At 35.5% G+C, this 13,715-nt stretch carries 13 protein-coding genes and 2 pseudogenes; 5 read left to right on the top strand and 10 right to left on the bottom strand.

From position 1 onward, the window contains the following. Positions 1 to 34: 34 nt before the first annotated feature. From ACFSQJ_RS17655 to ACFSQJ_RS17670, 4 genes are all read right to left on the bottom strand, one after another. Entirely contained in the window at positions 35 to 979 is a 945-nt protein-coding gene (locus tag ACFSQJ_RS17655; protein ID WP_339144563.1) for a hypothetical protein, read from the bottom strand. Position 980: 1 nt separating this feature from the next. Beyond that, positions 981 to 1,709, bottom strand: a complete 729-nt coding sequence (locus ACFSQJ_RS17660; RefSeq protein ID WP_339335015.1) for a hypothetical protein — start codon at positions 1,707 to 1,709, stop codon at positions 981 to 983. Between the two features lie 104 nt (positions 1,710 to 1,813). Beyond that, the gene (locus ACFSQJ_RS17665) at positions 1,814 to 2,263 is read right to left on the bottom strand and encodes an SRPBCC family protein (RefSeq protein WP_339144559.1); all 450 of its coding nucleotides are present in this window, start codon (positions 2,261 to 2,263) and stop codon (positions 1,814 to 1,816) included. Positions 2,264 to 2,307: 44 nt separating this feature from the next. Beyond that, positions 2,308 to 3,045 carry a DUF3108 domain-containing protein gene (locus ACFSQJ_RS17670; protein WP_339144558.1) on the bottom strand — a complete coding sequence of 246 codons (738 nt, stop codon included), beginning with the start codon at positions 3,043 to 3,045 and terminating at the stop codon, positions 2,308 to 2,310. 185 nt (positions 3,046 to 3,230) lie between these two features. On the opposite strand from ACFSQJ_RS17670, the gene ACFSQJ_RS17675 reads away from it, so the two are divergent. Next, positions 3,231 to 3,794, top strand: a complete 564-nt coding sequence (locus tag ACFSQJ_RS17675; protein ID WP_339144556.1) for a Crp/Fnr family transcriptional regulator — start codon at positions 3,231 to 3,233, stop codon at positions 3,792 to 3,794. Between the two features lie 109 nt (positions 3,795 to 3,903). Here the strand turns inward: ACFSQJ_RS17675 and ACFSQJ_RS17680 are convergent, their stop codons facing one another. From ACFSQJ_RS17680 to ACFSQJ_RS17690, 3 genes and pseudogenes are all read right to left on the bottom strand, one after another. Further along, complete coding sequence (locus tag ACFSQJ_RS17680) at positions 3,904 to 5,124, bottom strand: phage integrase SAM-like domain-containing protein (protein WP_377768224.1); 1,221 nt, start codon at positions 5,122 to 5,124, stop codon at positions 3,904 to 3,906. A 413-nt stretch (positions 5,125 to 5,537) separates the two neighbouring features. Further along, positions 5,538 to 5,990, bottom strand: a complete 453-nt coding sequence (locus ACFSQJ_RS17685) for an alpha-L-fucosidase C-terminal domain-containing protein (protein ID WP_377768233.1) — start codon at positions 5,988 to 5,990, stop codon at positions 5,538 to 5,540. Between the two features lie 9 nt (positions 5,991 to 5,999). Beyond that, positions 6,000 to 7,095 (bottom strand): annotated as a pseudogene (locus ACFSQJ_RS17690) (alpha-L-fucosidase); the annotation flags it as partial. A 350-nt stretch (positions 7,096 to 7,445) separates the two neighbouring features. Here ACFSQJ_RS17690 and ACFSQJ_RS17695 point away from each other — a divergent pair. From ACFSQJ_RS17695 to ACFSQJ_RS17710, 4 genes are read left to right on the top strand one after another with little or no spacing between them, the layout of a single operon-like run. Further along, a complete protein-coding gene (locus tag ACFSQJ_RS17695) occupies positions 7,446 to 8,924 on the top strand; it encodes a xylulokinase (protein WP_377768225.1) in 1,479 nt (492 codons plus the stop codon). 10 nt (positions 8,925 to 8,934) lie between these two features. Continuing rightward, on the top strand, positions 8,935 to 10,260 hold the full coding sequence (gene xylA / locus ACFSQJ_RS17700; protein WP_377768226.1) for a xylose isomerase: 1,326 nt from the start codon (positions 8,935 to 8,937) through the stop codon (positions 10,258 to 10,260). A 55-nt stretch (positions 10,261 to 10,315) separates the two neighbouring features. Next, positions 10,316 to 11,023, top strand: coding sequence for a carboxylesterase family protein (locus tag ACFSQJ_RS17705; RefSeq protein WP_377768227.1), 708 nt, complete (start codon positions 10,316 to 10,318; stop codon positions 11,021 to 11,023). Then, complete coding sequence (locus ACFSQJ_RS17710; protein WP_377768228.1) at positions 11,023 to 11,754, top strand: M15 family metallopeptidase; 732 nt, start codon at positions 11,023 to 11,025, stop codon at positions 11,752 to 11,754. The genes ACFSQJ_RS17705 and ACFSQJ_RS17710 overlap by 1 nt, the downstream gene beginning before the upstream one ends. A 219-nt stretch (positions 11,755 to 11,973) precedes the next feature. Here ACFSQJ_RS17710 and ACFSQJ_RS17715 read toward each other — a convergent pair whose 3' ends face one another. The 3 genes and pseudogenes from ACFSQJ_RS17715 to ACFSQJ_RS17725 all read right to left on the bottom strand — a co-directional run. Beyond that, entirely contained in the window at positions 11,974 to 12,882 is a 909-nt protein-coding gene (locus tag ACFSQJ_RS17715; RefSeq protein WP_377768229.1) for a hypothetical protein, read from the bottom strand. Between the two features lie 203 nt (positions 12,883 to 13,085). Continuing rightward, a complete protein-coding gene (locus ACFSQJ_RS17720) occupies positions 13,086 to 13,544 on the bottom strand; it encodes a hypothetical protein (protein ID WP_377768230.1) in 459 nt (152 codons plus the stop codon). 67 nt (positions 13,545 to 13,611) lie between these two features. After that, positions 13,612 to 13,715 (bottom strand): annotated as a pseudogene (locus tag ACFSQJ_RS17725) (IS1595 family transposase); the annotation flags it as partial.

Genomic DNA, 13,715 nt, shown 5'->3' on the forward strand with positions numbered 1-13,715 from the left:
CCCAATCTTTTAATTTTTTTACTGAAATTTTATTCTATTTTACGTCTAAAAGTATGTCTGCGCTTACCCAATAAACCTCTCCTTTTTCCACTCCAACCCATCCTTTTTTGTTGGGGTCATTGTATCGTCTGGAATAGAAAAAATACTTTCCATCTGAAGACATGTAAGGACAATAATACCTCCAATCACTATCATAGTTTAAGGGTATTTCTTTCGGTTTAGTCCATTCGCCATTTTTTTTAAACGTTATTTGAAATCTACCCTGTCCATTGGTAATGGCATATCGCTCATCTGGTGAAACATAGGTTATTAGTTCTTTGTGCTCTGTCTTAAGGTTTACTAAAACAGGTGTTTCAAATTTTCCATCTCCCAGGTAATGCGCACGATAGGTCTGCATTCCTCCTTTATTATTGGGTCTGTTTGAACGAAAATATAAACTCCCATCAGCCGTAACCACAGGATAGGTTTCTATATATTCAGTGGAAACTGAAAAATCCACTTTAGAGGCTAACTCCCACTTTCCTTTCACTTTTCTGCTTCTATAAATGTCTGGAGGTATTTTATAAAGTTCTTCTCTAGTAACATCATTAGTATATAACCCTGGGTCAACACCAAGAAAATACATGGTTTTTCCGTCTTTAGTAATAGTAGGGTCACAGGCAACAGAAACTAAAACATCATCGGCATACATTTTAACGGGTTCGATATTGGACCATTCACCATTTATAAGTTCAGAATGATGTATCACAAAACTATTCTCTACAATTCTTGAGAAGAACATTTCTGTATGATCATAATTAAAAACCACATTAAGTTCAATCCTATTAGTATTGACCAAATTAGGAGCAAATAATACCGGTGTTGTGGTAGGAAGCGTTTTGTTGAAATACGAAAGATTGGTACTCTTACAACTACACATAAATATTAATAGTAGCAAGATGGATGGATAGCTATTTACTTTTTTTAAAATATCAATCATATCACAACAATTGATGGATAAAAATCCCAAAGTTCTCCTGTTTTGTTTTATCAGGACCGTAAAAGTCCATATTAAAACCTAAACCCAAACTGGTTCTTTTAATAGTAAGTCCCGTACGTAGATAAAGAAGACTTCTTTCATGAAGGTTATTTTTTAATTTAATGTTATAAATTCCCTGTACTCTGGTGTATAGCTTTAATATATTTGAAATACAAGGCTTAAACTCCATAATACCAACATTTTGAAAGCTAGTGTTTAACGCAAAAGCAATGCTTGAACTAAGAACAAATAGCCATTTGGCATTTGCGGGAAAAAACTGGAAACCACTAGCAGGAACAACTCCCTTTAGAAAATGGTACTGCAGCCCTCCCGTAGCAAACAATTTTTTACTTAATTTATAAGTCAATGCGTTAGAAACAATTAATTCATTAGGGCCATTGGTCTTATCATATGGAGCAGCAATAGTGATTACACTGAAATAACTTAACTTCTTACTGTTCCCTAACTTATTATTTAATATTGACAGATAGTTTACTTTTCGATTACCGAACATCGTTTCTACTGGAATGGAAGATTTTGTTGATTTTTCTGCAGTGGTAGCTGTACTAATTTTTGAAATCCTATTTGCTAAACTATCTTGTTTTTGTTGCGAAAATCCAATGCTCCGAACCATTAGGAATAGAAAAATGCTGATTTTAAGGGTATTGGTCATAACTTGATTTTCTTCCAATCCAAGAAGTATTTTACGCTGAAATTCACTCGTCTATTTTCAAATAGTATTATTGTAGTGGTTATACTGATTCGATGGAATCTTATGTTGATATGATTTTTTGATTATGATAAATTCCATATACATTCAGCAAACCTATCAATAGCTGCTTCCCATCCGCTATCTACGCCCATTTGTTCTTGTGCCAGTTTGTATTCTTCGGTGGGGTGTACCACATTAAATTTTAATTTGGTTTGTAACCCTTGATTCTCAAAGAGTGTTTCCAGAAGAACACCTTCAGTTTTTGGACGAAAATGGGCTTCGGTTACAATTTTAATGGGAGCTTCAATCTCTTTAAATTGGCCTTCAGCAATAAATTCTTGTCCATTTGGCAGCTTCATAATATATTTCCAGGTGTTCCCTTCACTAAATTCGTAATGGTTTATTTGGGTTTCCATTCCTTTGGGACTCCACCATTTGGCAATATGTTCTGGGTTTGTCCACACTTTCCAAACCAGTTTTAGTGGTGCATTAATGGTTCTTTCTAATTCTATTGTTCTATTTTCTTTGCTCATTTATAGGTGTTTATTTAATTGACTTTGATTGTGTCAATGGTTACTTATTCTGTGCGCTCCATAACAAGTTGCCCACGTTCATTTTCAGTAACCTGTTTCAGTGTTTGTCTTGTTGTTTTATCTATATAGAAGGTGGTAATGAATTTATTATCAGAAATGTCATTAGTGGTTTTAACCACCCAAATTTTTCTTTCTTTTCCATTAAAATCAATTTCACTTGACTTAGTGTCCAAAATGGTTGCTTTCATAATTCCAATTTTTGATTTTGGGTTGTAATCAAACATGTATATTGCAGTAGCATATTCATCTTCAAGCGGTAGTAACCGTATTAGATAAGGGTAAAAGTTGCTGTCAAAAAAAGGTTCAATAGTCGTCTCTAAAATTTGAGTTTTAGAACCGGTCATTAAATCTTTATAATAACCGGTGATTTTTTTACCAAATTCCATAACCATTTCTCGTTGAGGGTTTTTTGACGAATGATATAAAGGCTTAAAATTTGTAGAATTAACAACGGTGCTATCTATCCATTGACCATCCGTTTGATTTGGCATTTGTAACTTGGTTATGATAGCAATATTCTCGTTTACTTTAACTAATGAGGTATGAATTTTCCCCATTGGTATTTTTTGAGAATCCACAATAAAGAACATATTCATTGTGTACTTTTCTGGAAATATAAAGGCTTTGTCTATCTTGAGATTTGATGGGTTAATTGCATTTTGAGATATTACTGTTGATGTACTAATTAAGCAGAATAAAGAGAATAGGACGATTTTTTTCATGTTTATATTATTGATTGATGAATGGCAAAAATGAAAATTTGCCAATAGAATATATTTGATATATATCAAATAATAGGGAGCGTAACATATAGATGATAAGAAAGTGAAAATTTGAAGTAACAAAACACTTGTGATAGCGTCTTAGAAATGAAACCTTGAAGATTAAAAAATAGAGAATACGTGGAATGGAAAACTTATTGAGAACCTTCCGGGATATTGGTAATTTGTCCCCCGAAAATGAAAAGCTACTGCTTAGTACTATCGAAAGGGTAGAATACCCATCTAAAACGATACTTCTTGAAGAAGGCAATGTATGCAATAACCTTTATTTTGTAGAGAAAGGTTTGATCAGAATCTATCTCTATAAAGATGGTAAAGATGTGACTTGTTGGATAGGCCCAGAAAATGAATTTGTTGGAGCCATTGGAAGTTTTTTTACAAGAGAGCCAAGCAATAAATGGATAGAAACTTTGGAGCCATGTGTCTTATGGAAATTTGAATATGCTAAATTGGAAGAACTGTTTTCTTCTAGCCGTGAACTCGAAAAAATAGGCCGACTATTTAGTAATCAAGGAATCTTATTGTTAGACAAAAGACTTGACAACATTCATTTTAATACTGCCGCAGAACGTTATGAAATATTCATCAACACTCACCCTGGTATCTTACAAAGAGTTCCGTTAAGCATGATAGCCTCGTATTTAGGAATGACCCAAGAGACATTGAGCAGAATCCGTTCAGGTAGATGATTTTTTGATGCTTTTCGATGAAAAATAGTTTTCATAGAATAGGTTTAGTTAAACCGGCTTTTTTTAAAACTAGTTGGTTTATTAAATTTTTAGGAACTATTCACTTTTCCTATATCATTTCTATCAACTGCTGATTATAATCATCAAGTATATTTGTTGGTAAAGACTTTAGGTAAATTTGGGTGGTGTTTAGTTTACTATGACCAAGCATGGCAGAGATAGCTTGCAAAGGTACATTGTTGAGCATAGCTTGTGTGGCAAAACTGTGACGCGAAACATATGTGGTTAGTCTTTGTTCAATACCACACATTTCCCCTATAGTCTTTAAGCCTCTATTGTAGCGTTGGCGTTCCCAAGAAATCTCTCGCTCTTGTAGTTCTGGATTTTCTCTTTTTATTACTGGGAAAATATAGTCCTCTTTACCCTTTCCCTTTAGATATATGATAAGAATTTGAGCTAATTGCTCCGTTATTTTGATATCATATAGTTTAGAAGTTTTTCTTCTTCTGAATTTGATTCTACCATCTACAATATTTTTCAATTTGAGATAGCACATATCTGTAAAGTTCATCCCATATAATAGAAAAGAACAAATGAAATAGTTTCGGTATCGATACAAAACCATATCCTTCGGAATTTCTAGTTCCATAATTTTTCTAATATCATCAATATTCAGTGCTCGCTTTTCTGTTGGAGTTTGTCGTATGGAATAATTAGCAAATGGATAAGCTTCTTTTTCAACCAGTCCGGCTTTGATACCTTTGTTATAAATAGCCTTAATAGCTCTTAGATAAACTGAAAGACTATTGATGCTGTTTCCTTTAGCTAGATGGTAGCGTTCAAATCGCTTTATAAAGTCATAGTTGAGTTCATTAAACTTTAAGTCTTTTCCTTTGGTAAAAGTCCTTAGTATGGAAATAATTCCTCTATAGCTCCTAGACGTGCCATATTGATGTGAGACTTTCAATTCCTCAGAAAGTAATTCTCCATATTTATAAAATGAATCATAGGTATTGTTTCGGGTGATCCTATTTTTTACCTGAGTAATAGAAAAATAATTAAGCTTTCCCTTATCATATAGTTGATTAATGATATCATTTGCCCTTGCTTCCTCTTTAAGAAGCAAAGTGTTTAGCCTAGCAATGGATTCTACTCTAGTATAGTTCCTTTTAATTGTACATTTTTTAGAATCCCAATATTTCTCTAATATTGAATATCCTGTTGAAATTGATGTTGTTTTTCTGAGATGGGTAAGACGAAAAATGATAGGGTAAGAGCCGTCTTTTTTGGCTCTTCTAGTATCCAATAATAGGCTTAAATACGTCCTCATACACTTCAAGGTAATAAAAAAATTTGCAAACAATTTGCAAACAAATACTTGAAATCAAATGATATGATTTAAAACCAAATTGTATTTAAACAACTAAAAATCAATAAGATATGCTTAATTTAAATTTTGAAGAAGTTCCTTTAAAGAAGCTTCTAAGCAGACGGTCAAAGGTTCGAATCCTTTCGCGATCACGATACTCAGGAAACCACGCCCCTTGGCGTGGTTCTTTTATTTATTGAAAGGCCAAACTTCAGTTTGAGTTTTGGGATAAATAAAAAGCCAAGCGGCGAAAGCTGCTGGGTTTCCTATTTGCAACATTGAGCGCAAAGGAAAACCTGTGGTAATCCTATCGCCAATCACTTAACAAAAAATACCCGTAAAAACGCCCCCTTTTTATTTAAAAGCATCAACTCTCAATCAACATGATCTTCTACGGCGCCACCGATGTCATTTTCTGAATATCCTTCTAGGGTAATCTTATAAACATGGGCGTAATCGGTAGGAAAGGATTCAGGAGCTGATATCACCAAACCTGTTGTATCGCGTTTCCATTGAATTTTAGCCTTACTCCCTAAAAGTTCTATTTCTTCAATTTTAGAATTCAACACACCTATTTCGGTACTAAATGATTTAATCAGTGTGTTATCATTCGGTTGATCCATAACGATAGCATATATTACCTTGTCCGATTTTTTGGTAAATCTGATGTCTGTATTGGTATAAGCTATTTTTATCTTTTCTATTTTATGTCCACCTTCCGGCAGCCGTGTAGGGCCTTCCCCAAAAATTGTCCATGGTCTTGTCCCATAGATGGCCTCTCCATTTACGGACAGCCATTCGCCCATATTTGCCAACAAGTCTTTCATCTCTGAAGGAATGGAACCATCTGGGTTTGGTGGTACGTTGAGCAACATACTTCCATTTTTTGAAACAATATCTATCAAGATATCAATAAGTTCATTCGGATTTTTGAATTTTGCATTCGGCCTATAAAACCATGCCCCGGGTGAAGTATCGGTTAACCAGAAATTAGCTTTAGGTTGGTTGGGCCTACCACGTTCATAATCCCTAACGGCGGTATCCTCATCAAAAGTACTTTCTTTGTAACACACCGCCACTTCCTTGTTCCATTCTAAGCCCTTGTTGTAGTAGTAGGCTAGGAATTTTGTTCGAGATTCTTCGGTCATATTTTCTAACCACCAATCAAACCAAATTAAATCTGGCTGGTACAAATCAATAAATTCTTTGAGTTTTGCCCACCACGATTCGTAAAAATCATTATCTGGAATATTTGATTCTAATTCGTGCGGATTTGTATACAAATCATAGTCTTTTTCAGAAACCCCTCCATATAAATGTGCAGGGGCAAAGAATTTCCATGTAAAGGCATGGTGAAACGAGCCCATAAATTTCATGCCTTGAGCCTCAATTTCTCTCTTAAGTTCTGCCGATGGGTCAATACCCCCATAATTCATGGAATTCCATCGCGTTGTTTTCATCCCACATGGCGAAATTATCATGATGCATGGCAACAGGCCCGGCAAATTTCGCCCCTGATAAGGCAAACAAATCGGCCCATTCTTTTGCATTAAAAGCTGATGGATTAAACTGTTCTATAATATGGGTGTAACCATATTTTTTAGGATTACCATACTTTTTTTTGTGATGGACATAGTTGTTACTAGGTTTTCTAATATTGTTTTTGTTGAGTTTTCCGTTATCGTACATTTTCATACCATGCCAACCACTATAGACTTTTTCTGGGTCTGCCCCGACAAAAGCTGATGATACGGGTCCCCAGTGGGTATAAATACCGAATTTGGCATCTTTGAACCAGTCCGGAGCAGGGTTTACGGTGCGTAAAGATGTCCAATCTGCTTCATAATTCGCTACTTCTTGACTGCGTACAGATAAATGTAAATTACAGATTAATACAAGGGTTAAATAGGTGAATCTGTTTCTTATCAACATGAAAATAGTTTTATTGGGACTCCATGCTTTACTCGCGATAAAATCCTACTTCTTATGTAATAAAAATAAGTTTAAGCTTACTTTTTATACCATACAAATGATTCCAATCATAAAATGAATGTCTTATTACAGCCTAAGAATAGCTTATTCTGAAATTAAATAACTTTAAACGGTACTAGTATACCAACTGTTGAACTCCTTTGTTTATGCTTGTTACACAGGCAACCAATAATTTTAACTCATTTTTGTATTAGAAAAAATGAGGAAGTAATAGTGTTTTGAACTCTTTAGTGGAAATACTTTAATCAGTGGAACATTTATTACATTTGAGAGTCTCTATGATTTAAAATATGTTCTATCTAGGAATAGATTTAGGAAGCTCTTCGGTTAAAGTAGCATTGGTAGATAGTAACACAGGTTCTAGTTTGGCCGTTGTTCAAGAGCCGAGTGAAGAAATGTCTATTTCCGCTATTCGACCTGGATGGGCAGAACAAGACCCTGAACTTTGGTGGACCCATGTTTGTACTGCGATAAAAAGAGTAATCACAGAAAATAATATTTCAGAAAATAGCATACATGGCATTGGTATTGCCTACCAAATGCACGGCTTGGTACTGGTCGATAATTCAGGAAATCCTTTACGAGATGCTATTATTTGGTGCGATAGTAGAGCTGTTGCGATAGGTGATAATGCTTATCGCGCTATCGGTGAAGATGTATGCGATACGAAGCTTCTTAACTCGCCGGCGAACTTTACCGCTTCTAAGCTAAAATGGGTACAAGAAAATGAGCCTGATGTTTATGAACGAATGGATAAGTTTATGCTACCGGGTGATTACATCGCATTTAAATTTACCAATAGTATCAATACTACTGTTTCCGGATTATCAGAGGGAATTCTTTGGGACTTTAAAGAAGATAGTATTTCAAAAGACGTAGTAGCGTATTATCAATTTTCCAAGGAAAATTTTCCTAATCTTGTGCAGACATTTAGCAAGCAGGGGATTTTATCCAAAAAGGGTGCAAGTGAAAGTGGACTTATCGAAGGAACCCCCATTTTATACCGTGCCGGTGACCAACCTAATAATGCTTTGGCACTTAATGTATTTAATCCCGGAGAGGTCGCAGCAACTGGGGGCACCTCAGGTGTTGTATATGCCATAACAGATTCTTTAAGCGCAAAAGAAACTTCTCGTGTAAATAATTTTGCACACGTCAATTACGAAAAAGGAGGGGTGCAGCGCATTGGCAAACTACTTTGTATCAATGGTGCCGGTATTCAATACCGATGGCTTCTAAATAATTTGGATGTCGGTTCATATCAAGAAATGAATGAATTGGCCGATAAGGTCAAGGTCGGCTCTGATGGACTTGTTATAATTCCATTTGGTAATGGTGCAGAGCGAATGTTGAACAACAGAGACACTGGTACACGTGTACTTAATTTAAATTTGAACATACACACGAAAGCTCATATGTGTAGGGCGGCTTTGGAAGGAATCGCCTTTTCTTTTGTTTATGGCATTGAAATAATGAAAGCTGATGGTATGCAGCCAAGCGTTATAAGAGCCGGAAACGATAACCTTTTCAGGTCGAGTTTGTTTTCAAATACCATAGCTACATTAATAGGACAAGAAATTGAAATCTATGACACTACGGGTGCAGTTGGGGCAGCAAGAGCTTGTGCAATTACAGAGAAGGGATACGATGAATTTTCGACCTTTATGAAAAATGATTTTATACTATCATATAATCCTTTAAAGGATATTAAGGCTTATCAAAAAGCCTATCAAAACTGGAAAAAAGAACTAGAATTAATAATCAATTAAGCGAAGTACCATGGCGGTTTTAGGTGACAAAGAATATTTTAAAGGCATAGGAAAAATAAAATATGAGGGAAAAGATTCGGACAATCCCTTAGCATTTAAATTTTATAACCCTGAGCAGATGGTAGCTGGCAAAACTATGCGCGAGCATTTTAAGTTTGCCATGGCCTATTGGCACACCTTATGCGGAACCGGAGGAGATCCTTTTGGCCCGGGAACGAAAAACTTTCCATGGAGTGTGGACTCCAACCCTTTGAACGCAGCGAAAGAAAAGGCCGATGCCGCATTTGAGTTTATTACTAAAATGGGTTTTGATTATTACTGTTTTCATGACTTTGATTTAATCGATGAGGCACCGACCTTAGCAGAATCGGAGAAAAGAATACAAAGTATTGTAGCTTATTTAAAGCAAAAGCAAAATGCGTCAAATGTAAAGCTGCTTTGGGGTACCTCTAACTGTTTCTCGAACCCTAGGTATATGAACGGCGCAGCGTCTAATCCTAATTTTGATGTAGTTGCGAGGGCAGGGGCACAGGTTAAAATTGCTTTAGATGCCACTATGGAACTTGATGGTGAGAACTATGTTTTTTGGGGAGGAAGAGAAGGTTATATGTCCTTGTTGAATACCAATATGAAGCTTGAACAAGATAATATTGGGCGTTTTTTAAATATGGCCAAAGACTATGCGAGGCAACAAGGTTTTAAAGGCACTTTCTTTATAGAACCCAAACCCATGGAACCTACAAAGCATCAATACGATTTTGACGCGGCTACTTCAATTAACACCATCAGGGAATATGGACTTCAAGATGATTTTAAGTTGAATATTGAGGTAAACCATGCCACCTTGGCACAACACACCTTTCAACATGAATTACAAGTTGCGGCGAATGCCGGAATGTTAGGAAGTATAGATGCCAATAGAGGCGATTATCAGAACGGTTGGGATACGGACCAGTTTCCGAACAATATTTTGGAAACAACGGAAGCGATGTTGGTTTTCTTGAAATCTGGCGGCTTACAAGGCGGCGGTGTAAATTTTGATGCCAAAACCAGACGTAATTCAACGGATCTGGAAGATATCTTTTTAGCACATATCGGCGGGGCGGACACGTTTGCCAGGGCACTTTTAATAGCCGATAATATTATTCAGAATTCAGCCTATGAATCGTTACTAGAAAAGCGATATAGCTCTTTTAAAAGTGGAAAAGGTGCAGCGTTCGTCTCAGGAAAATTAGGCCTTATAGACTTATACGCTTACGCAAGCGAACATGGAGAGCCTGAACAAATTAGCGGAAAACAAGAATTATTTGAGAATATCTTGAATCAATACAGTTAATCAATAAATAACTCTGTACTTTGTGAACTAGTCGATTGTTAGAAAACCATAGAAAATGAGATATAGTATACTGCTTTTTAGTTTTCTCCTCTTACAATCTTGTGCAGGTCAAAGTAAATTGATAGATGCTGAAATTGAAACTGTAACTACGGAAAAACTACAATATTACCTATACTATCCGGCAGAATATGAAGAAAACCCAAAAGAACAATTTGGGCTATTGTTATTTCTACATGGTGGAGGTGAGGCAGGTGGAGAACTTGATGAGCTTAAAAAAAATGGCCCTCCAAAATTATTGGTCGAAGGTAAAGAGTTTCCTTTTTTAGTATTGGCACCGCAAAACCCATATAAACGCAAATGGTGGAATGTAAATGCCGTTAACCAGCTCTTAGACTCTATCATAGCTACAAATAGGGTAGACCCTAAACGTATTTATTTGTCAGGATTAAGTCGTGGAGGTAGTGCCGTTTGGGATTTGGCAGTTCAGTACCCTAAAAAGTGGGCAGCTCTAGCAGTAGTTTGTGGCATGGCACCGGTACCTTACGCACATTGGATCAATAAGAAATTACCGATATGGGTTTTTCATGGAGATGTTGACAAAGTAATTGCGGTTGATGAATCGGACAGAATGGTGAAAAAGCTTAAAGAGATGGGGTATGATGTTACCTACACCCGCTACCAAGATGTAGGTCATAATTCTTGGGAAAGGGCATACACTACGGATGAATTATACGAATGGATGGCAAAACAAAAACAAGACTAATGCGAAATCTTAGTTTTATTATGCTGATTCTACTGGCAATAGCCTGTAAACCGAAAGCAGCGAATACAACTTCTACTAAAATTCCAAAAGAGATAAAAGTTGTGGTTACAGATTCTGGTATTCATGTAGAAGAAGAATCTAAGAAGATTCAAGAACCTGTTCTAAAATCATTTGAAGGATTAGCGGACACCACCTTTATTCGTTTAGCGGATTTCAGTCATGATTTTGAATACGATATGCGCTATGCAACGGAAAACAACTTTTTAAAGGCCAAGGTATACGATTGTGCTGAATGTTATACACGAGTGCGGACTGCCAAAGCCTTATTAAAGGCTAATACTGAATTTCTTAAAAAAGGGGTGAAGATTAAGTTTTTTGATTGTTATCGGCCCAATTCCGTACAATATAAAATGTGGAAGATAGTACCTAACCCACAGTATGTAGCAAACCCGGTAAAAGGCTCTATACATAACAAAGGTGGTGCAGTAGACATTACCTTGGTAGATTTAGAGGGTAAGGAGCTGGATATGGGTACTGATTTTGACTTTTTTGGAAAACGGGCTTACCATGATAATTTAGATTTACCACAAGAGATTTTAGACAATAGAAAACTCCTTAAAGAAACCATGGAAAAATACGGTTTTTGGTCTATTCGTACTGAATGGTGGCATTACAATTTGTCCGCCGGTAGCAACGCTAATATTGCGAATTTTAAGTGGGAGTGTGAGTAACTGCTGAAGTTCAAATCTATTCTTTAAAATCTATTGCAAAATCTAGATTGCCCTATGATGACGGCTTTGTTTCTGTTCTGACCAAAAAGTGGAATATAGACGAATGATTTTTTTTGACTATAATACTTATTGATTGGTTCTGGTAAAGGGTAGTTATGTTTCAAACTTAATTTAGAATAGAGTTATTTTTTATCTTAGTTCTTTGTTATACAAGGTGTTTTAAAATCCATATTTGATTCTTCTCAGACTATCCTTTTTTTCTTTTAATTGCAATGGTGATAGTCCGATTGAAATTCGGTTACTGTCCACTTTTTTCAAATCCGAAATCATTTTAGCATATCCACCTCCTTGTGCCTTATAGGTTCCATTAATTTGAGGGTCTCCGTTATATAGATGGTACTGGTCGATAATAGTTCCTAAAGTCCAAGGTGAAGCTTTACCATTTTGTACAAATTCTTTCATTTTAGGAACAAAGTAGTTCATTCGGATACTGTCATCCGTATGTAGAAGAAAAAGTCCTACATCAACTGGGTAATCTCTTGTGTGCGGGCCTACTATTTTGTCAGTTGGATAACCAATATTTTCAAAAATTTCAATAAGTCGATTTTCATGAAGTTCATCAATACTGTCCTGTTTAGCAATATTTTCTTGATAATTTCCATTTCTATAAAGTTGGTCGGCAGTTCGCATTGAAATCAGTTCGTCTCGAAGATTGAAATCTGCATTTTTTTCAAACTCTTCTCTTAATTTTTGATATTCTGAAACTAATCTTTCTCCATATTCTGATTTAAGAAATTCATTGAAATTCTCATTGTTTCCAAACGTGTTTAATTCTACGCCATTTAAGATTTGCTTTTTAGCATATTCATAGGTTATTCCGAATTTTTTTAATATCGCAGTAGTTTCTGTGTATTTGCCAATTTCATTGTAATTAGTTGTATTTATTGCTTCACAAGATTTGAACGCTTCATTATATAAATTGAAGGCTTTTTGGTAGTTCTTTGTTTCAAATTCCCAATCTGCTTTGTAGACAGTTTGGTAATAGTCAGTGATATAGTTGCATTCGGTTTTCTTTTCTGTTTGACAAGAAAGTATAATTATAGCAAGAAGGATTGTCAGTTTTTTCATAATTTTTTGGTAATGTGTTCTAACGGTTTGGGCTAAAGCTTATTGTCCGCCCGAACGCGCCGTTGGGTACCGGCGAGTACAGTTTTATTTTTTCTTGTCCAAAGCTAAATCCCAAAGATTTTGCGGTCTTTATAAAAATACACAAACCTTTCGACCAAGCTCTAAACTCCGCATTACGTTTAGGTTTTGTTGTACTTAGTAATTCATTTTTCCGGTATACATGCTTCTTGATATCCTTTATCAAATTTATAATATAGAGATTCTAATATTCTTGCATTCTTTGCATAATAATCTGAATGATTTTTTTTCAATAATAACATATACTTTAAGAGCTCCTCGCGATTTCTTTCGAAAAAGGCTAAGGTCCCTTTATAATACCACCAGAATTGTTCATCGCAATTTTCGGCATTGTCATCCGCACATTTTTTCCAGTAGAAACTCGCTTTTTCATAATCATTTAAATATCCATACGCTCGTGCAATATGCAAGAAGTCGGCATGTTTATTTCTTGTCGAATCAGATTGAACTTTGTAGAGTAAATAACTTGCTACCTCTAGATGTTTTCCATTTCTATCCATTTCCCACCAAATTGGTTCATTACTCTCTTGTGAAAAAGAGTTCATGGAAAAGGCAAAAAATATTATCCAGATTATTTTTTTCATTATTAAGTACAAAAATTGTATACAGTCACTAGTAACTATATTTCTTTTTTTGAATATCCGTTAAGTGTCATAACCCTGTGATATTAGCAATAACTACTCTTTCGAACAGTCTTTCCCCGAAATACCGTCTATTAAGTTTGTAAACGAACTCATCAAGATAGAGCTGTAGGT

The sequence above is a fragment of the Croceitalea marina genome (assembly GCF_042684265.1).
In the GTDB taxonomy this organism is placed as follows: Bacteria; Bacteroidota; Bacteroidia; order Flavobacteriales; family Flavobacteriaceae; genus Croceitalea; species Croceitalea marina.